18 protein-coding genes and 1 pseudogene are annotated in these 20398 nt (G+C 37.9%); 9 read left to right on the forward strand and 10 right to left on the reverse strand.

All coding sequences use genetic code 11. From position 1 onward, the window contains the following. Positions 1-146: 146 nt before the first annotated feature. The 9 genes from EG242_RS00555 (at position 147) to EG242_RS00595 (ending at position 9044) form a co-directional block, all read left to right on the forward strand. Entirely contained in the window at positions 147-710 is a 564-nt protein-coding gene (locus EG242_RS00555) for a helix-turn-helix domain-containing protein (protein WP_002978432.1), read from the forward strand. An 84-nt stretch (positions 711-794) separates the two neighbouring features. Continuing rightward, a complete protein-coding gene (locus EG242_RS00560) occupies positions 795-3209 on the forward strand; it encodes a heavy metal translocating P-type ATPase (RefSeq protein ID WP_124897978.1) in 2415 nt (804 codons plus the stop codon). Between the two features lie 99 nt (positions 3210-3308). Then, positions 3309-3530 (forward strand): heavy-metal-associated domain-containing protein, encoded by a 222-nt coding sequence (locus tag EG242_RS00565; protein WP_002978428.1) that lies wholly within the window; start codon positions 3309-3311, stop codon positions 3528-3530. A 175-nt stretch (positions 3531-3705) separates the two neighbouring features. Further along, positions 3706-4086, forward strand: coding sequence for a hypothetical protein (locus tag EG242_RS14805; RefSeq protein WP_158608836.1), 381 nt, complete (start codon positions 3706-3708; stop codon positions 4084-4086). Positions 4087-4181: 95 nt separating this feature from the next. Continuing rightward, positions 4182-5066: a DUF3347 domain-containing protein gene (locus tag EG242_RS00575; RefSeq protein WP_124897979.1), complete on the forward strand. Its 885-nt coding sequence runs from the start codon at positions 4182-4184 to the stop codon at positions 5064-5066. An 11-nt stretch (positions 5067-5077) separates the two neighbouring features. Next, on the forward strand, positions 5078-5599 hold the full coding sequence (locus tag EG242_RS00580; protein ID WP_124897980.1) for a DUF305 domain-containing protein: 522 nt from the start codon (positions 5078-5080) through the stop codon (positions 5597-5599). Between the two features lie 39 nt (positions 5600-5638). Continuing rightward, entirely contained in the window at positions 5639-6301 is a 663-nt protein-coding gene (locus EG242_RS00585; RefSeq protein WP_124897981.1) for a DUF3347 domain-containing protein, read from the forward strand. 1 nt (position 6302) lies between these two features. Further along, on the forward strand, positions 6303-6752 hold the full coding sequence (locus tag EG242_RS00590; RefSeq protein WP_013632651.1) for a heme-binding domain-containing protein: 450 nt from the start codon (positions 6303-6305) through the stop codon (positions 6750-6752). 21 nt (positions 6753-6773) lie between these two features. After that, complete coding sequence (locus EG242_RS00595) at positions 6774-9044, forward strand: multicopper oxidase family protein (RefSeq protein WP_124897982.1); 2271 nt, start codon at positions 6774-6776, stop codon at positions 9042-9044. A gap of 43 nt (positions 9045-9087) precedes the next feature. Here EG242_RS00595 and EG242_RS00600 read toward each other — a convergent pair whose 3' ends face one another. The 10 genes and pseudogenes from EG242_RS00600 to EG242_RS00645 all read right to left on the reverse strand — a co-directional run bounded on the left by EG242_RS00600 (position 9088) and on the right by EG242_RS00645 (position 20394). After that, a complete protein-coding gene (locus EG242_RS00600) occupies positions 9088-9966 on the reverse strand; it encodes an ORF6N domain-containing protein (protein ID WP_124897983.1) in 879 nt (292 codons plus the stop codon). After that, positions 9956-12049 (reverse strand): annotated as a pseudogene (locus EG242_RS00605) (DNA topoisomerase 3). The gene EG242_RS00600 and the pseudogene EG242_RS00605 overlap by 11 nt, the downstream one beginning before the upstream one ends. 6 nt (positions 12050-12055) lie before the next feature. Then, the gene (locus tag EG242_RS00610) at positions 12056-13507 is read right to left on the reverse strand and encodes a DUF3945 domain-containing protein (RefSeq protein ID WP_124897984.1); all 1452 of its coding nucleotides are present in this window, start codon (positions 13505-13507) and stop codon (positions 12056-12058) included. A gap of 85 nt (positions 13508-13592) precedes the next feature. Then, on the reverse strand, positions 13593-13901 hold the full coding sequence (locus EG242_RS00615) for a helix-turn-helix domain-containing protein (RefSeq protein ID WP_002978404.1): 309 nt from the start codon (positions 13899-13901) through the stop codon (positions 13593-13595). Between the two features lie 12 nt (positions 13902-13913). After that, positions 13914-14267, reverse strand: coding sequence for a helix-turn-helix domain-containing protein (locus EG242_RS00620; protein WP_124897985.1), 354 nt, complete (start codon positions 14265-14267; stop codon positions 13914-13916). 250 nt (positions 14268-14517) lie between these two features. Further along, positions 14518-15363: an RteC domain-containing protein gene (locus tag EG242_RS00625; RefSeq protein ID WP_124897986.1), complete on the reverse strand. Its 846-nt coding sequence runs from the start codon at positions 15361-15363 to the stop codon at positions 14518-14520. A 608-nt stretch (positions 15364-15971) separates the two neighbouring features. Next, positions 15972-17165, reverse strand: coding sequence for an ADP-forming succinate--CoA ligase subunit beta (gene sucC / locus EG242_RS00630; protein WP_124897987.1), 1194 nt, complete (start codon positions 17163-17165; stop codon positions 15972-15974). Positions 17166-17272: 107 nt separating this feature from the next. After that, on the reverse strand, positions 17273-18664 hold the full coding sequence (locus tag EG242_RS00635) for an AAA family ATPase (protein WP_124897988.1): 1392 nt from the start codon (positions 18662-18664) through the stop codon (positions 17273-17275). 261 nt (positions 18665-18925) lie between these two features. Then, positions 18926-19984: a glycosyltransferase family 9 protein gene (locus EG242_RS00640; RefSeq protein ID WP_124897989.1), complete on the reverse strand. Its 1059-nt coding sequence runs from the start codon at positions 19982-19984 to the stop codon at positions 18926-18928. A 20-nt stretch (positions 19985-20004) separates the two neighbouring features. Next, a complete protein-coding gene (locus tag EG242_RS00645; RefSeq protein ID WP_124897990.1) occupies positions 20005-20394 on the reverse strand; it encodes a hypothetical protein in 390 nt (129 codons plus the stop codon). Positions 20395-20398 lie beyond the last annotated feature (4 nt).

Below are 20398 nucleotides of genomic sequence, written 5' to 3' on the forward strand. Positions count from 1 at the left end.
ATTTTACTTAAATCCTAAAATTATAGCAGTACATAAGCCCCTTTGCAGAAGTGGCAGGGTTTGGCTTTGAAAGGCGGGATTTGGCGTAGAATGGTATGATGCCAAAGATTAATTTGTACCTTTGTTAAGGTCGTAAAAAGGTATATATGAGTACACTCTTTATTAAAAATATGGTTTGCAACCGCTGTATTATGGTGGTGCAAAATGAATTGGATAAGTTAGGTCTTAACGTAAAAAAAATCAAACTTGGAGAGGTAGTATTGGATAAAGAGATTACATCCGAAGAAAAAAATAATGTAGATAAGGTTTTAATTCCATTAGGCTTTGAACTTATTGACGATAAAAAAAGCCGCATAATTGAAAAGATAAAAAATATAATTATTGACCTTGTGCATCATCAGGACAACCACGCCAAAACCAATCTTTCGGATGTGCTAAGTAGTCAACTGCACCACGATTATAATTATTTATCCAATCTCTTTTCGGAGGTAGAGGGTACTACCATTGAAAAATACTTTATTGCCCAAAAAGTAGAAAAGGTAAAAGAGCTATTGGTATATGATGAGCTTTCTTTGAGTGAAATTGCCTTTCGTTTAAACTATTCGAGTGTGTCCTACCTAAGCAACCAGTTCAAAAAAGTTACAGGGCTGACACCGAGCTATTTCAAACAGATAAAAGAAGATAAAAGGAAGCCATTGGATAGTTTGTAAATCTTACACATAAATTCCAAAATTTCACAATAGCACCCACCCATATAATAGCCAATTTTGTACTGTTAATTAAATCAGGCAAATATGGCAACGAATAATAAAGAAACTATTTATCTTCCCTTAGAAGATGTAGAAAGCGAACATTGTGCGTTAATCGTTGAAAAAGGATTGGCACAGGTCAAAGGCATCGAAACCCACAAAGTAGAGCTAAACAACCGCAGGGCAGCTATCACGGTAGATAACAGCGCAGCGATAGGCGCAGCGGTAAAAGCAATCAAAGATTTAGGTTACGGCGTTTCTACTGTAAAACATACATTCCCTGTATTGGGAATGACCTGCGCATCCTGTGCAGGCAGTGTAGAAAGTATTGTAAAGCATCAGGAGGGCGTTATAGAAGCATCCGTAAACTTTGCTACGGGAAGTCTTACCGTGGAATACCTACTCAATATGACCGATGCCACCAAACTGCAAAAGGCGATACAGTCCATAGGTTACGATTTACTGGTAGAAGAAGAAAATAAGCAGCAGGAAACATTAGAAATTATCCACGCTGAAAAGTTCCAAAAGCTAAAGACTAAAACCGTATGGGCTATTGCGCTGTCATTGCCTGTTGTATTGATAGCAATGTTCTTTATGGATATGCCCTATGCAACTCCTATAATGTGGCTGTTCTCTACTCCTGTTGTATTGTGGTTAGGCAGGGATTTTTTCATCAATGCCTGGAAGCAGACAAAACATCGTTCAGCCAATATGGATACACTGGTAGCATTGAGTACAGGTATCGCTTATCTGTTCAGCGTATTCAATATGTTGTTTGCAGATTTTTGGCATCAGAGAGGACTACACGCCCACGTATATTTTGAAGCAGCAGCCGTAATTGTCGCATTTATCCTGTTAGGGAAACTATTGGAAGAAAAAGCCAAAGGCAATACCTCTTCAGCCATTAAAAAACTGATGGGCTTACAACCCAAGACCGTTATTGTTATACAAGCGAATGGAACCGAAAAACAAACCGCTATTGAAGAGGTAAACGCAGGCGATGTTATTCTTGTAAAGCCGGGCGAAAAGATTGCGGTGGACGGTATGGTTACTTCGGGCAGTTCCTACGTTGATGAAAGTATGTTGAGTGGCGAGCCTGTACCTGTACAGAAAAAAGAAAACGAAAAAGTATTTGCGGGAACGATTAACCAAAAAGGAAGTTTCCAATTCAAAGCGGTTAAAGTCGGAAAGGAAACAATGCTTGCCCATATCATCAAAATGGTTCAGGATGCGCAAGGCAGTAAAGCACCAGTACAAAAGTTGGTAGATAAGATTGCAGGAATTTTTGTTCCCGTTGTTATAGGGATTGCTATTCTCACATTTATCCTATGGTTTATTTTAGGCGGCAACAATGGCATAGTGCAGGGATTGTTAGCGGCTGTTACGGTATTGGTTATTGCCTGCCCTTGTGCTTTGGGATTGGCTACGCCTACCGCTATAATGGTTGGCGTTGGCAAAGGTGCTGAAAACGGTATTCTGATAAAGGATGCCGAAAGTTTGGAATTAGCCAAAAAAGTTGATACCATTATTTTAGATAAAACAGGAACGATAACAGAGGGTAGACCAGAGGTAACAGGTATCGAATGGCTAAACAATGATGATGCAACGAAAGATATTTTATTAAGCATCGAAAAGCAATCCGAACACCCATTGGCAGAAGCGGTAGTGAAACATTTAGACGGTGTACAAACCACTACTTTATCACTGTTCGATAGTATTACAGGAAAAGGTGCAAAAGCCAATCACAACAACGAGACCTATTTTGTAGGCAATAAAAAGCTATTGGCAGAAAACAACATTACCATTGCGGAGCAACTGCAAAAGCAAGCGGATGAATGGGGAAAACAATCCAAAACAGTTATTTGGTTTGCCGACAGCAAACAGGCGCTTTCCGTTATCGTCATTTCTGATAAAATCAAAGAAACATCGGTCGAAGCCATCCGGCAAATGCAGGATATGGGCATAGAATTGTATATGCTTACGGGCGATAATGAAGCCACTGCAAAAGCCATTGCAAAGCAAACTGGCATCGGGCATTACAAGGCAGAGGTATTGCCACAGCACAAAGCCGATTTTGTAAAGGAACTTCAAAGCAAAGGCAAAGTAGTGGCAATGGTTGGCGACGGTATTAATGACAGCACAGCTTTGGCAACAGCCGATGTAAGTATTGCAATGGGCAAAGGTTCCGACATTGCAATGGACGTTGCCAAGATGACCATTATTTCATCAGACCTTACCAAAATACCACAGGCAATAAAACTTTCAAAACAGACCGTAGCAACTATTAAGCAAAATCTGTTTTGGGCATTCATCTATAATTTAATCGGCATTCCTATTGCGGCAGGTATCTTATTCCCGATAAATGGCTTCCTGCTGAACCCGATGATTGCAGGTGCAGCAATGGCATTGAGCAGCGTGAGCGTGGTAACTAACAGCCTGCGGTTGAAGTGGAAAAAGTAAAACATTAAATATCACAAATCAAATAAGAAATTCCACAACAATACAGAACGGTATAGTGCTGAAATTTGTGGTATCAAACAACAATCAAAATTTAAGACAATGGAAAATAAAGAATTTCAATTTAAGACGAACATCAATTGTGGCGGTTGTATAGCATCTGTAAAGCCGCATTTGGACAATGCAGAGGGCATCTGCCATTGGGAAGTTGACACCGCCAATAAAGACAAGGTACTTACAATAAAATCAGAGGGTATTACCGAAGACCAGGTAATTGAAACAGTACAAAAAGCAGGCTTTAAAATCGAACCTTTAAACGCTTAATATATTGAATTTATAATGCCCTTTTTAGCAACCTGACCTGATAAAAAGGGCATTATATCTTTAAAAATGGAAAAAAAATGCGGCTTTATTAAACATTTGGTATCAAACACCAAAAAAAGAGGAAAAGCCATCAAAAAAAGATAATCTTATTTGTAACTTTGTAGTGTTGAAAAATTTGGGTAAACATATCAGCTTTGTTCTCATACTGTGTTTGGGATTTTTCCTTATGCCGAGCATAAGCTATGCCTGCGCCAAAAAAACAACTAAGACGGAACAAAAATCCTGCTCAAAAAAAAAATCTGAAAAATCGCAGCACAAAAACAGTTGCAAGGACAAGTCCTGTAAAAAATGTAAGGATGGTCACGACTGCGGAGGCAATTGCAAACACAGTTCTTGCAGATGCGGTGCTTCAACAACTTCTTTAAGTGTACCTGTTGTAATCGAATTGAAAGCAAAAAATCTGTTTGCAGAAGCAAAAAAGCAAAAATTCGGTTTCAAACAAGCCTATTATTCTTCAGGCTTTTTCTCCATTTGGCTACCGCCTAAAATAAGCTAAATCTGTTGCTTGACAGCCACAGGTATGTCTTGTCGAAAACCCAATCCAGTTTTCGCACCCCCTTTTGTATATCTTATTAAATTAAAATTTTCAAAATGAAATCATTATCAAAAATAGTGATGGTAATCGGCGTATTACTATCATCAATAAACAGTTTCGCACAAATCAAAAATGCGAAAACAGAAACCGTAAAAATTTACGGCAATTGCGGTATGTGTAAAGCCACTATCGAAAAAGCAGGCAATGTGAACAAGGTAGCCAGTGTGGAATGGAATAAAGACACTAAAATGGCTACGCTCACTTATGACAGCGATAAGACCAATCAGGATGAAATATTGAAACGTATCGCTTTGGCAGGTTACGACAGCGAAAAGTTTTTAGCACCGGATGATGTGTATGCAAAGCTGCCGGGATGTTGCCAATACGACAGAGAATTAAAGCCAGTCGCAAAATCTAATGATGCGGGTATGGATATGAAAAGCGAACACACCAACCATAACCACAACGAAATGGCAACAACAAAAACTGCCGATGACCAAAATGCACCACAACTGAAAGTCGTATTCGACAACTATTTTTCAGTTAAAGATGCTTTGGTAAAAACTGATGCTGATACTTCATCTATAAAAGCGGTTGAATTGGTAAAAGCTATCAAAGCTATAGAAATGGCAAAACTTTCTACCGAGGAGCATACCGTTTGGATGAAGGTAATGAAGGATTTAACCGCAAATGCAGAAAAAATTGCTGCTTCCAAAGATGTTGCAAAACAAAGAGAAACTTTCGCTTTGCTTTCTAAAAATATGTACGAACTGGCTAAGGCATCAAAAAAGGAAACACCTGTTTATTATCAGCATTGCCCTATGTACAATAACGGGAAAGGCGCAAATTGGTTAAGCAAGGAAGAAGCGGTTAAAAATCCTTATTACGGTTCTCAAATGCTAACCTGTGGTAGTGTACAAGAAACAATTAATAATAAATAAATTCTTCTGTTATGGGAAATATAGAAAACAAGCACGATATGCATCACCACACAGCAAATGAGGCGCATAACGCCAACCATTCTTTAGCAATGTACAAAAGGTTTGCAGTAATGGCTGTTGCGATGTTCGCAGCGATGTACTTTCTTATGTATGCTATGATTGACAGATTGGATAATCTTACCCCGAACATCAATAATTTGTATATGACACTGCTGATGGTTTCGGCAATGTTGGTTATTGAATTATGGATAATGAAAGGAATGTATCAAAACAAAAAAATCAACTGGGCAATCATTGCATTTTCCCTTGCAATTGGCATCTTCTCTTGGTTTGGAATTAGGGAGCAAATAAATGTGGGCGACAAACAATTTGTGAAAGGAATGATACCGCACCACGCAGCGGCAGTGCTGATGTCTGAAAAAGCAAAACTAACCGACCCCGAACTCATAAAGTTGCAAAAAAACATACTTGAAACACAGACAAAGGAAATCGAATTTATGAAGCGAAAGCTGAAAGAATTTGAAAACAAGTAAATCACAAAAATTTCTTTAACAACATTAAATAGCATTAAAATGAAAAATATTTTTTTCCCCATCATCGCACTGGTTACGGTTGTAGCAATAACCGTTTCCTGCAATCAGTCTTCCAATAAAAACAGCGACCAAAAAGCCAATGACAGTACGGTGGTGTCTGAAGCTCAAAATGTGCCATCATCAACACAAAATGATACGGCAACTTCTACTGCTCCAGTTGATACATTAGCTAAAGCGGCAGAAAAATCAGATATAAAAGAACAGTCGCAAAACTTCTCTATTGCACCTATTGTTAAGGATTATCTTGCTTTAAAAAACGCACTTGTTGCAGATAATAACAAAGCAGCAGCCAGTGCAGGCAAACAGTTGTTCAGCACCTTGAAAAATGTAGATATGAAATCCATACCAGCAAATAAGCATAAACAATATATGGATATAGCGGATGATGCAAAAGAGAATGCAGAACATATTGGCGACAATGCCGGAAAGATAGACCACCAAAGAGAGCATTTAGCATCATTAAGCAAAGATGTTTCCGACCTTATAGCATTGTTCGGAACTACCCAAAAATTGTATCAAGATTATTGCCCGATGTACAATGATGGCAAAGGTGCTATTTGGATTAGTGAAGCAAAGACAATCAAAAATCCTTACTATGGTAGTAAGATGCTTACCTGCGGTTCTGTAAAAAAAGAATTTTAGAATGAAGAAAGTATTAAAGATAATTTTAGCAACAGTGCTGTTTATTTTTATTGCAATCCAATTTTATCAGCCTGCCCTTAATGTAGATAAAGGGCAGGTTTACACAACCGATTTTACACAAGTCTATAAAATGCCTATTGAAATAAAAGCGATGTTTCAAACGTCTTGCTACGATTGTCATAGCAACAATACCAATTATGTTTGGTACGACTATGTACAGCCTGCAAGAACATTGGTAGGAACCCATATCAAAAATGCAAAAGAAGATTTGAATTTCAATGAATGGGGTACATACTCAAATAGAAAGCAGGAAAGATTACTAAACTCAATTAAAGAACAAATAGAAACGAAGCAAATGCCTCTGTCCTCATATACACTGATGCACAAAAATGCAAAATTGAATAATGAGCAAATCAAAACATTAATCAATTGGCTAAAAGAACAGGAATGAGTTTCAAAAAAAAATATCAAAATGAATATACCCATAAATAGTAAAATAAGGTTGCTGCAAGCAGTATTTATACTGTTATGTTCGCAATCCCTTTTCGCACAAAAAGTAGTTCGGTATGAGCTGTATGTAAAAGATACGCTTGTAAACTACGCAGGAAAAGAAAAAAGGGCTATTGCAGTAAACGGTCAGATACCGATGCCCACGCTCACATTTACAGAGGGCGACACTGCCGAGATTGTAGTGCATAACCAGTTAAAAGAAAGTACATCACTGCATTGGCACGGCGTATTTTTGCCCAACAAAGAGGACGGTGTGCCCTGGCTTACACAGAAACCTATTGAAGCCGGAGCAACATACACCTATCGTTTTCCAATTATCCAACACGGAACGCACTGGTATCATTCCCATTCAGGTTTGCAGGAGCAGATTGGAATGTATGGCAGTTTTGTAATGAAAAAGCGGGAAGACGACAAAACCTTTAGAAAGGGAATTGATGATTTGCCTACCGTACCCATCATTTTAAGTGAATGGACGAATTATAATCCCAACAACATTAACCGGATGTTGCACAACGCCAACGATTGGGCGGCGATTAAAAAGAACGCTACACAATCCTATGCGGAAGCCATCAGGGAGGGGCATTTTAAAACCAAATTGACCAACGAATGGAAACGTATGTTGGCAATGGACGTAAGCGATGTGTATTATGACAAAATATTAATTAACGGAAATCATACTACCGATTTAAAAACCGTTGACGGCAAAATACTAAAAGCAGGTGATAAAGTAAGGTTAAGAGTTTCAAATGGTGGCGCATCCTCTTACTTTTGGTTACGGTATGCCGGAGGTAAAATTACCGTAGTAGCCAATGATGGTAACGATGTAGAACCTGTTGAAGTAGATAGGTTAATTATAGGAGTTTCTGAAACATACGATGTCGTTGTAACAATCCCCGAAGAAGGTGTCTCTTATGAATTTTTAGCCACAACCGAAGACAGAACACAATCAGCCAGTTATTTTTTAGGTAATGGTATCAAACAATTAATTTCCCCACTGCCCAAATTAAAATATTTTGAAGGGATGAAGATGATGAACGATATGATGAAGATGAATGGTGATTTGGACGATATGGGAATGAAAATGAGCCTGAACCAAATGGATATGAACGTGGTAATGTATCCCGAAATTACAGGGGAAGCCAATCAAAAGCAAGACCATAGCCAACACAATATGAATATGGATAACGACCCCAATCGTTACAATGCAAATGCTTTAGGAGAAATTAAAACCCTAAACTATGCAATGTTGCAATCGCCCTACAATACTTCACTTCCCAAAGATGCACCCGTAAAAGAACTAAAATTTACACTTACCGGAAATATGAACCGCTATGTGTGGAGTATGGATAACAAAATTCTTTCAGAAGTTGATAAAATCCCTGTAAAGAAAGGAGAAATTTTACGCATCACCATTTACAATAACTCAATGATGCGACACCCAATGCACCTGCACGGTTTCGACTTTAGAGTAATTAATGGAAAAGGCGAAAAATCACCACTAAAAAATGTGTTAGATATAATGCCAATGGAAACAGATACCATTGAATTTTTGGCAAACGAAGAAGGAGATTGGTTTTTCCACTGCCATATCCTATATCATATGATGTCGGGGATGAACAGGGTTTTTGCTGTGGATGACTATAAAAATCCAAACTTACCCAACAAAAAACAAGCATACAATAAATTACAGAGAGAGAGCAATATGCCACATTTTATGGCACAGAACGATTTTGCAACCAATGGTAATGATGGCGAGGCAATGTTTCAAAATGCAAGATGGAGTTTAGGCACAGAATGGCGTTTAGGTTACAATGATATGCACGGTTACGAAGTAGAAACACATTTAGGAAGATACATCGGAAAAATGCAGTGGTTTATGCCATTTATAGGCTTTGACTGGCGTTACCGTAAAATGGGAATAGATGAACACGAAACCAATTTATTCGGGCAGAAAAACGAAAAAGATACACGTAGAGCCTTTAGTTTAGGTTTTATGTACACCTTGCCAATGTTAGTCAATTTTCAGGCAGAAGTATATCACGATGGTATCGTTCGCCTGTCTTTAATGCGAGAAGATATACCAATTTCAAAAAGATTAAGAGCTGGTTTTATGGTCAATACCGATATGGAATATATGGCAGACTTGAAGTATATCATCAATAAGAATATAGGTATTCGTACACACTATGATAGTGATATGGGCTTGGGTATAGGGCTGTCACTAAATTATTAAGGATTATGCACCATTCCCCTCCGAAATATCGGAGGGGATTTTTTTACTTGTTTAAAATCTGCAAAACTCTACCAAGTTCAATATCCATTCTTGAAAAGGCAAACCATTTTTTGCCCAGGTCTTTGAGCGATGCCCCGATATGGTAGAGTTCTGAATGGTCAATAATCAAAAAACGGTCGTGGGCATCGGAGAAAATCTCAATTTCAATCGGTGGATATTGGCTATTGTAGCGTTGTAAATCTAATCGTAGCTGATTACTGATGCTTTTGGTAAGAATTGTAGCGGTTACAGTAGTCTTACGCTTACCCAACAAAGTAAGCACCGTATCATCCACATAATTATCAAGCAAGATAATTGAGCTTTTGGCACTTCGGATAATATCGGAAACAAAGGCGTAGGCATCAAATACCTGCCCGTTGTAGAAAATACCTTTCTCGCTGTACAGCTTGTCGCTTTCCAAAGCCTTAAAAATCTCTTCAAATTTTTGGTCGGCTTCCAGTTGCTTTAATTCGATATTATCCATTCGATGAAATAAAGAAGCATTGCTGATAAGCATACGTCGCATTTCTACAAAGGCTTCCATTATTTCCACACTCATTTTAACGGCTATATCAGAACGGAGTATGGCAGATGCCATTGCAACGCCCTGTTCGGTAAAAACATAGGGCAAATAACGTCTGCCGCCGTAGTTTAAACTTGAGGTTCCAATTTGGAACCTCAAGTTTTCAATTTCCTCTTCGGTCAGTTGAAAACAGAATGATACTGGAAAACGCTCAATATTTCTTTTTACGGCTTTGTTCAGGTTCTTTGTTTCTACCTGATATAAGGCAGCGAGGTCGCTATCCAACATTACCTGTTTGCCCCGGATAGTATAAATCAGGTTTCTGATTTCTTTGGGTATGATTGACGGTTTATTTTCCATTGCGTTTACTGCTTTTGTTTTTCTCAAACTCAAAAGAACTTTCCGCATTCTCTTTCAGAATGATGTAAGCATCGAATTTCTTTCCAGCTTTGCTTGTCATTCCTTTGATAAGAGAGGTTTTGCCTTTATTGACAAGGCTTGTTATGTTTTCGATACTGATTTGTACACCGCAGACGGTGCGGAACTGTACCCAGTTACAAGCCTCATCAGGGCATTTCACAATCTTGTCACGGATAATAAGCTGCTGACTTTTGCATTTCGGGCAGGTCAGCTTGGGTTGGTTGGTGCTTGCAATAGAAGTTTGCAGCAATTCATCAGTAATAGACTTGGCATAGGTTTCCATTTCCTTTTGGAACGTTCCGGCATCCGCTTCATTATTTTCGATTTTCTGTAATGCCAATTCCCATTCGGCGGTCATTGCTACATCCGCAATTTTCCGGTCTTTGACAAGCCCATACACCTGCAATCCTTTCTCCGTAGGGATTAAGGAACGTTTATCACGTTTGATATAATTGCGGGTAAACAGGGTTTCGATAATGGCGGCTCTTGTTGCAGGCGTTCCGATACCAATATGTTTGAGGGCTTTGCGCTCTTCCTCATTCTCAATTTCTTTTCCTGCGGTTTCCATAGCCGACAAAAGTCCGGCTTCAGTGTAAAGCACTGGCGGTTTGGTCTGCTTTTCCAAAACGGCGGCTTCCTTTATGGCAAGTTCGTCGCCTTTATGCAGTTCGGGTAGTTCCTGCACTGGCTCTTCGCCGTCATCGGTAAAACTTCCTTTAATGGAACGCCAACCTGCTTCCTGAATTTTACAGCCTTTTGCGGTAAAGTCGTAATGCAACACCTGTAATGATACATTGGTTATTTCCTTAACACAGGCTTGTGATATGGCTTCGAGCAATCGAAGCGCAATCATATTGTAAATCTTGTTTTCGTCTGCATTGAGTACGGACGGCACTTTATCCGTAATCAACAAACCGTGATGGTCCGTTACACGGAGGTCATTCACGAAACGTTTGTTGAACCGTCCCCATTTGATTTTGGTAAGGGCTTGCTTGCAATCCTCACGGTTATGCAATGCCCGCACGAGGTTGGGAATTTCCGCTCACAAATCTTCAGGAATATATTTGCTTCCGGTACGTGGGTACGTGATAAATTTCTTTTCGTACAGGCTTTGTGCGATATTTAGCGTTGCTTCAGCAGATAATTTCAGCCTTTTGTTGGCTTCTTTTTGTAAGCCTGTCAGGTCGAAAAGCAAGGGCGCTTGTTCTGTAACGCTTTTGTATTCTACCGAGGTAACGGTTGCCGTTGCGCCACGCTGAATAGCTTTAAGGGTATCATCAGCAAGTTGCTTTTCGTCCCATTTGGTAGCGGAAATACTTTTGAAATCAACCTGTGCTTTATTGTGCGATAATTGTATCTGCCAGTATTTCTTTACCGTGAAATTCTTATTGTCGAGGTAGCGTTTACATATCAAAGCCAGTGTGGGCGTTTGTACTCTTCCGAGCGAATAGATACCGTTGCCTGCGGCAATGCTCAATGCCTGTGTAGCATTGATGCCCACAAGCCAGTCAGCACGGCTTCTGCCTTGCGCTGCCTGGTACAATCCGTCAAATGCTGCCCCGTCTTTCAGGTTGTCGAAACCCTGCTTTATTGCCTTTTCGGTCAGCGAACTTATCCAAAGGCGTTCAAAAGGCTTGTTGCATTTCAGGTATTCATAAATGTACCTGAAAATGAGTTCGCCCTCACGACCTGCATCGGTAGCAACAATAATGCTGTTGCTCTTATTAAAAAGCTGCTCAATGACTTTCAGTTGCTTTAATGCGCCAGTATCGGCAGTGTACTCTTTGTCTTTTTTGACCTTGCGGACGGTCAATAAAAAAGGGTTGGGCAATATCGGCAGGGATGCTTTATCAAATCCCGAAATGCCGTAGTCGTCGGGCATTCCCAGTCCTATTAAATGACCGAATGCCCACGTAACAAAATAGCCGTTACCTGTCAGGTAGCCGTCCTTTTTATCGGATGCTCCCAACAAGCCGGCTATTTCCCTTGCTACGCTTGGTTTTTCTGCAATAATTGTTTTCATACTGTATTACATTTTTCTGCCTTTGGATTTTGCAGGCTTATTGTCCTGTTGTTCCTGCTGCTTTTCATTTTTCGGTCTTTGCTGCCCGGACTTTAAAGGCTCTTGGACGTTCTTGGTTGCTTCGTTGGTTTTGCCCTCTGAATTGACAGCAGTCTGTGTTTTATGGGCTTCGGTGGGTTTTACCCTTTCCTTATAGTGGTTAGGAAACTCAAAATTGGTCTTTCCTGTATCCTTATTGAAAGTGATATAGCCCTGATAAGGTTGCCCTTTTTTATCTTTTAATCCATCAATGTAGATAGTTTGACCTGCTTTGAAATCCTTATGTTGCTCATCGGTTAGTTCTTTACCACGGAATGTTTTCGGGGCTTCCTGTGGTTGGCTTTGTTGGGTGTTCTGTTGGTTCGTTTGCGCTTGCTGATTGTTATTGCTTCTGTCAAACAGGAACTCAACGTATCTTTTGTCAGCATTGAATTGTACCGTTGCCGAAAACTCCGTTCCTTTCGAGGAAATCATACCCTCTAAATAGAGTGGTTTGCCCTCCATTAGCGTTTGCTTTTGTTCCTCATTCAGTTTTATACCCTTAATTTCATCGGGAATTTTTATGAACTCCGTGCGTAGTGCAATCACATCATTTGTCAGCCTGTCAATACTGATAATGGACGGCATCAGGTCGCCTGTTTTGGAATTTACGAGATTGACCACACGTCCCATATTGCCCGTTTCGAGCAGGTTTTTCTTGTCTTCATCCGTAAACTTGTGACCGAAAAACTCAAAGTGCAGGTTAGGTTCTCTTTTGATACCGTGTATTGCCACGATAACATTGCCGTCTTCGCCTTGCTGTAAAGACAGCCGCGCATCCGTGCGGAGGATAGAACCACCGAGGTTAATACCTATCGGTAACAGTTCATTGGTTTTGTAACCTCGTAACAAAGGGTCGAGCAGGTTTCTTTTTTCAAGATATTCTTTGCTTAATCCGAGGTTTTTCATTGTGTCCCAATCAATCTGCTCCGGCTTGTAGCGGTATTCGCTTGTTTCCGTTGTTGTTTGTGCTGTTGCCATATTATTTTGATTTTCTTGTTTTTTATCCGGTTGGGGTTCTGCTTTCACTTCGTGTTCTTTCAGCACTTTTTCGCCTTCCGGTGTGGGATTATCTACGTGCTTTTGCAGTTCCTCTGCTTTTTCAGCAGCAACAGGGGCAGGCACTTTGAAGAAAGTAAAGTTTGTAGGGTTCTTTAACTGGCTGAAAAAATTGGAAAAGAAGTTGGAAAAGAAATCGCCGCTTTTGTCCACACGCATAAACTGGTTTTGGTTTTTCTTGGTGGGTTCCACGGTTTCCATTTTTCCGTTTTCGTCTATACTCTTTACCGCCTGGATTTTCATTTTTTCTTTATCCAGTACGAGTAATATGTCCGAAAGCTGTTCGGGCATTTCCTGTTTATTTGTTGTTTCTTCGCTCATAGTCTGAAAATTTTAAAAACTCACGGTCGAATGTAAAGGAAGCCTTCACTGATTTGCGCTATGTGGCACTCAAAGGCAGTGTTTGTCATTTATTGGCATCCAGTTTGGGCAAGGGTGGGTTAAAACTTTCCCTAATGAACTGATGCACATCGGACAGTTTGTAATACAATTTCCCGCTAATGGTATAATAAGGGAGCTTGCCTATGGAGCGATACCGTTGCAGGGAACGATTACTTATTTTCAGCATTTGCAATAAATCCTGATTATCCAGTAATTCCTCGCCGTCTATGCTGTTGCGCTTCTTTTGTAAGTCGTCTATGTGGTTGCCGAGAATGTCAAGCCTGTCCATTATGCGTTCCATCCACGCCACAAATTCCATTTTGTCGATATTCATAAGGGTACGCTTTTAATGATTACCTGATTTCAGTTTTCTGCCTTTCTCGATATAGCTTTTGCCTTTCGCCATAAGCTGCTCCACATATTCATCGGTGGTCTGCACGGCGTTGGCATTGAGCATTTCCTTAATCGCACCAATCGTATAGAAATACTGCCCGTACATTTTTGAAAAAGCAATCTGCCCGTTGGTGCGCATACGCCACAATGTTTTTTCGCTGATGTGGAGATACTGGCAGACTTCGTGGTTGTTGAGCCACAAACTATCGTAGCTTGTATCTTTCAGTTTGAGGATATATTCGCTAATGGCTTTCAACCTTTCATTGAGGTGCTTCCACACTTCTTCGTCAACTGTTATAATATTCATTGCACTGCTGTTTAATGTTCACAGGACAAAATTCAGAAGTGTGGTAGTGTTTGTCTGCCAATACTTACCCATTGGTTTGGCACTTTTTTGAAAATTTTTGCAATGAGAAAAACCCTTGTTTAATAAGGGTTTTAGTAGGGTTGGGATATTTTGTGGTAGCCTTTTACCAACATTTGCCAATTGGCAGATATGGGCAAACAAAAAGCAGTACATTTTGTGTACTGCTTTGCATTTACTGGCTAACCTTTAGCTAAAGGTCTTTATCCATATACTCTTCGAGGGAAATTTTGAGTTGGTCTAAAAACGCCGTTCGGGAACCTGCCCTTGTTTTCATCCGGTGGAAAGAATGATGTATATCGTTCAAGGGTGTTTGGAATAGCACCTGAAAAATCAAAGCTAATTTTCGAATATTTATTTTTCCATAGGTAATAGAATTTGAAGCATATAGGGCGTATATCAGTTCAATAAGTGCATTTTGAGAATTTGTCCAAGAAATATCCTTGTTTGTATCCCCGCTCATTAAAATGGTATCAGGGTTTTTTTCGGGGTTAATTTTAGTAAGCATATAGGTGTAAAGTAATTCATTCGCTATAATGTGGGCTATTTTGTTATCAAAGTATGTGGAGAAACTTAGGTCGATTTCAAACACGCCACTCTTTAACCCATCGTGGTAATTGATTTGTCCGAGCCTGAAATAAATATGGTCACGGTCTGTTCTGTCAGCACGGTAGTATCTGTAAAAATCCTCATTGCAAATGCTTTCCTTATATTCTGATTTGAGGGCTTTTAATTGGTTCTCATAATAGCTTTGATGTATTTTGCCATTGCTGACAGGGCAGGTAGTTTCTATACGGAATACTTTGTTATAGTAAATGAGCTTCCCTAATATTTGCGGTTTAATATTCTTGAAAAAGTCAATCTCACGGTGTTCGTCTTTAAACCCATCTTGTAAGACGTTGGTCTTTATGGTACACAACATCTCCTTTAGGAATAAAGTCATTTGGTAAGCCTCATCCGCAGTTTGCATCATTTGAGAAGATAACTTGTCTTCTTGATGTCTAATTTCTGATAATATTTTACTCAACACGATTTCCATAGCATAGTCTTTTAGAGGGCATCACTACTTGTTTCGGAGTTGCGACAGTTGTTGTTATGCCAAAATTTGGAATTAATATTGAAACCAATCTCACAGTTTCCCCCATATTGGGAAAGATTTTTTTAAAGGAAGTATATAAATTGAAAAGGTAAAAACAAAAAAAGGGCTAAGTACAATAAGACTTTACCCTTTATTTATTAAATTTGCTTCAATGATTTACAAGGTAATCAGATGAAAGCGAGTGCAGTAAGCACCATTACTAAATCGTTACCGATAGCACTTCCGGTTCTTGTAAACTACTCTTTATTAGCCACTTTGGTCTATATTAATCTTTTTTGTCAAAAATAAAAAATCATTTTTGTACAACAATTGTTTTTATTGACTATCTGAAATTTTGTATCACAAATATTTAAACTATTTATTTTTGGATATGCCGTCACTTCGAGTAGCGTAACAAAGTGAAGCGTATCGAGAAGCTTTTAAAAGATAAGTTCTCGACAGGCTCGAACTGACGAAAACTTGAGATAACTGCCTATTAAAATTAGCACAAAAAATAAGCCCGATAAAAATATCGGGCTTATATATATTTATTGGAAAAATTATCTGTTTTAAGATAATGCTTCTTTAACGCGATCTGATGCTTCTTGGAATTCGATAGCCGATAAAATTGGCATACCAGATTCGTCGATAATTTGTTTAGCTAAATCTGCGTTAGTTCCTTGTAAACGTACAATGATAGGCACTTTAATTTCGTCACCCATGTTTTTGTAAGCATCAACAATACCTTGAGCTACACGGTCGCAACGAACGATTCCACCAAAAATATTGATTAAGATTGCTTTTACGTTTGGATCTTTTAAAATGATACGGAAAGCGATTTCAACACGTTTTGCATCTGCAGTACCACCTACGTCTAAGAAGTTAGCTGGTTCAAAACCTGCATACTTAATTAAATCCATAGTAGCCATTGCCAAACCTGCACCGTTAACCATACAACCTACAGTTCCATCTAAATCAACATAGTTTAAACCTGCTGCTTTAGCTTCAACTTCGATTGGACGCTCTTCTGATTCATCACGCATTTCAGCATAATCTGCATGACGGTATAATGCGTTATCGTCTAAAGTTACTTTAGCATCAACTGCAATAATTTTATCGTCAGATGTTTTTAAAACCGGATTAATTTCAAACATTGAAGCATCACAGCCAACATAAGCGTTGTATAATGAATCAACAAACTTAACCATTTCTTTGAACGCACCACCTGATAAACCTAAGTTAAAAGCAATTTTACGTGCTTGGAAACCTTGTAAACCAACAGATGGATCAATTTCTTCTGTAAAGATTAAGTGTGGTGTATGTTCTGCAACTTCCTCAATATCCATTCCACCTTCGGTAGAATACATAATCATGTTTCTTCCTGTTGCTCTGTTTAACAATACAGACATATAAAATTCTGAAATTTCACCGTCTCCAGGATAGTAAACGTCTTCAGCAATTAATACTTTGTTTACTCTTTTACCAGTTGGTGGAGTTTGTGGAGTAATTAAATCCATACCAATAATTTGACCAGCGATTTCGCTAACTTGATCTAAATTTTTAGCTAATTTAACACCGCCGCCTTTACCACGACCACCTGCATGAATTTGAGCTTTAATTACATGCCAACCTGTACCTGTTTCTTCGGTTAATTGTTTTGCTACTGTTACTGCTTCTTCTGCTGTATTAGCTACATGACCGCGTTGAACACGTACACCATAACTAGAAAGTATCTGTTTTCCTTGAAATTCGTGTAAATTCATTGAATTATATGTTTTTTAGATTTACAAAAATATAAAACTTGTTTCACATTGCCTAAAAAAAATGAAATATTGTTGTTTTGATAATATTATTGATTTATTATATTCTTTTAGATCATTAAATCTAACGGGTCTGATTCATAGTCTTCGTCAACTTTAACAGGTTTTTCTTCATTAACGTGTTTAAAGCCAATTTTGTTAATTGGTGGCTTTTTAGCTTGATACGATTCTAAATCTGCTTCTAATTCTAAAATTCTGTGAGGAAAATCTTGCCCAACGTTTTGTTTTGCTTCAACCAAAAATATGGCACATCGCTTAATATAATCGGCATTTAGTTTTGCTTTAGCTTCGTTGAATGATGCGATTAGCACTTTTTCGGTTAGTTCTATATTCTTAGTTTCGTCTTTTCTGTATAGTGCGTATAATCGCTTTTTTAATGATTGTGTAAAATCGATTACCATGGTGTTCGAAAACAATCTCATTTCGTTTGCAATTGGTTCCCAAAACGTTTTACAAATTGCATTATGCTTTTTAAGAATATTTAAAAGTGGTGAATCGTCTGCCAAATTTTGAACCAAATGATAAATTATTAGTTGGGCACGCTCATCTGAATTTGGTGGAAAAATCGGTATCTGCATATCAAATCTGCCCGGAGCCAAAACTTCGTCATTAAACAAATTTAATATTTCTGCTGACCCAACCATTAATAATTCCTGATGAATATCTTTTTGAGTGTGACGTAAAATGGTGTTAATCAATTCAATATTTTCTGAAAAGAAATTCTGCTCACCGTTTTTACTCAACAATTCATCTAATGAATCAATAAACAGCATGGTTTTAGGATGTTGCATTTTTGAATTCAAAAAATGTGTAAACGAATTTTTGGTTGTTTTTAAATTTCCTGCCAAATAATCTTTATAAACATGAACGAACTCATAACCAATCATTTGTGCCATTTTACGTGCCCAGAAAATTTTTCCACTTCCCGGCGGACCGTATAAAACAATCCCTGTTGGTTTTGAAATTCCCCAGGTTTTTGACTGATCCTTGTTCATAAACGGATCCAGCATATCGCTTAAATAGAAATACAGATCGGTGTAACCAACCAAGCGTTTTGCAGCGTAATTTTCTGTTTCAGGAAAAGCTTCGTCTATAAACGGATATTCGCCGCCAATGTACAAATGTATCAGGTAGCTGGAAAGGTTGGTTTTAATATTTTTGGCAGCTTCTTCGGGAATTCCGTTTGATACAAAGAAATTTAAAACTTTTTCTTCGCTTTCATTTATCGCTTTGGCAATATCAGACAATGTTTTTTCTTTAGAATGATCTTCTGCATATTTTTTTAGAAAATCGATATTCTTTAAGGTAAACTGCTTAAAATTTTCGGTTACATTGAACTGTTCGTCAATACAGATACCTAAATCTATATTAAAATCGTATATGAAATTTTGTAAGCTTTCTAACGATATTCCTAACTGGTCGGATAAATCTTTTAATCTCATTTTTTTATTTTAAATGTAATCCGTTTGGGTGTAATTATTTCCACCACATAGAAACATGGATTTTTTTTATTTTTTTAAAAGATTGTGATAAACGTTTTACTTTTCATAGCAAACTATGTGAAAAATAATATAATTTTCTATCCCATCTTTACCAATTAGTCATAATTCTATGCGTCTATGTGGTTAATCTTTTATTTATTTTGAATTACACCCAACGGGTTAAATATACTAAATTGTTAAACAAAAAAGGGTTTGTTTTATTTAATCGTTTAGTAAAATTTTATCTATGGCTTTAATAATATCATTTTGCGACTGTTTTTCGGTATCTACAAACGTACTGCCATTGCCGTATGGTGCATAAACTTCGGTTCGTGTAACAGAAAATAAACCAATGGTTGGTGTTAATGCAGCACTGCTTAAGTGCATCATTCCTGAATCTGCGGCAACTACCAATTCGCAATTTGCCATTAACGATGCTATTTCACGAACGTCTTTGCTGTAATAAGTGGGCAGTTTTCGTTCTAACTGCGAAATATCTTCAACCGGTAAAATTTCAATCAAATTATATTCTTTTGAATATTTTGGATAGAATTTTTCGTAAAAATCGTTCCACCATTCAACCGAATAACATTTTGCGCCTGTTGCAAACGTAAAAAATGCAATGGTTTTACGAGAATCATTTTTAGTTACTTTTAATAAATCTTGTTTGCCTTGATTTAATTCTGTTGGTGATAATTTTAAATCTAAAACAGAAACATTTCCTTCTAAAGGTTTTTGATTTAAAACTTCTAAAAATCGACGAAAATTATAAACTGGATATTTTGCAATATGTTCAATATCGTTGTATTTGTCTTTTAGTTCTTCGAAATCATCGCCATAAAATTTAAAATCTGCCGACGGAATTATTGTTGATATTCTGCCCGAAGATGAGCCTTTTTCTACATTAATAACCAAATCGTATTTTGTACGTTTCAATGAAAACCAAACTTTTAAATATTCCGAAAGATCTTTCAACGGTTTTTTAGGAAGTTCGATAATGTTTTTAACCTGCGGATAATTTTGAAAGATAATCGGCGTTATTTTTCCTTTTACAAATAGATCTATGGTACAGTTGGGAAATGTGTTGGCTATTTCCTGAACCAGCGGTGTTATTAAAAGCATATTGCCTAAACGATGGTTAGGGCGGCTAATTAACACGCGGTTTACTTTAAAGTTATGTGATTTTTTCTGCATTTCGCCAACAGATTTTTTCCCAATGTTATGGGTTAAAGAATGCATTAGCTTTCTGCGAACAACGTTTGCTTTAGATTTTAAGCTCATTATTACGTTACGTAAATTAGTTATTGTTTGTTTTTAGAATTAAATTCGCTTTCGCGATGTGTAGTGTACAGATAAATATTGGTCATGAAAAAGAATATAAATCCAAATAAAAACCAATGTAAAACATTTGTTGTGCGTACAATTGCTTTGTTATAATCTTGTAAAAGTCTTAAAACCTGACTGTTGTTTTGTATGTCACTTATTGTTTCAGGGTAACCAAACGTTTCTAAAGCTGGCGTTGTTGGTAAACATAACCACAATACAACTGAGTAAATGCCAAATAAAATCATTGACAATTTCATTTTATCAAAAGCATCAACATTTTTGTTTCTAAACCTTACAAAATAAGCAATAAGGTACATTAAAAACAATGCGGCAACAACGTATATTATTGGTGTATCTGTAAACATAAGC

The organism is Paenimyroides viscosum, assembly GCF_003858535.1.
In the GTDB taxonomy this organism is placed as follows: Bacteria; Bacteroidota; Bacteroidia; order Flavobacteriales; family Flavobacteriaceae; genus Flavobacterium; species Flavobacterium viscosum.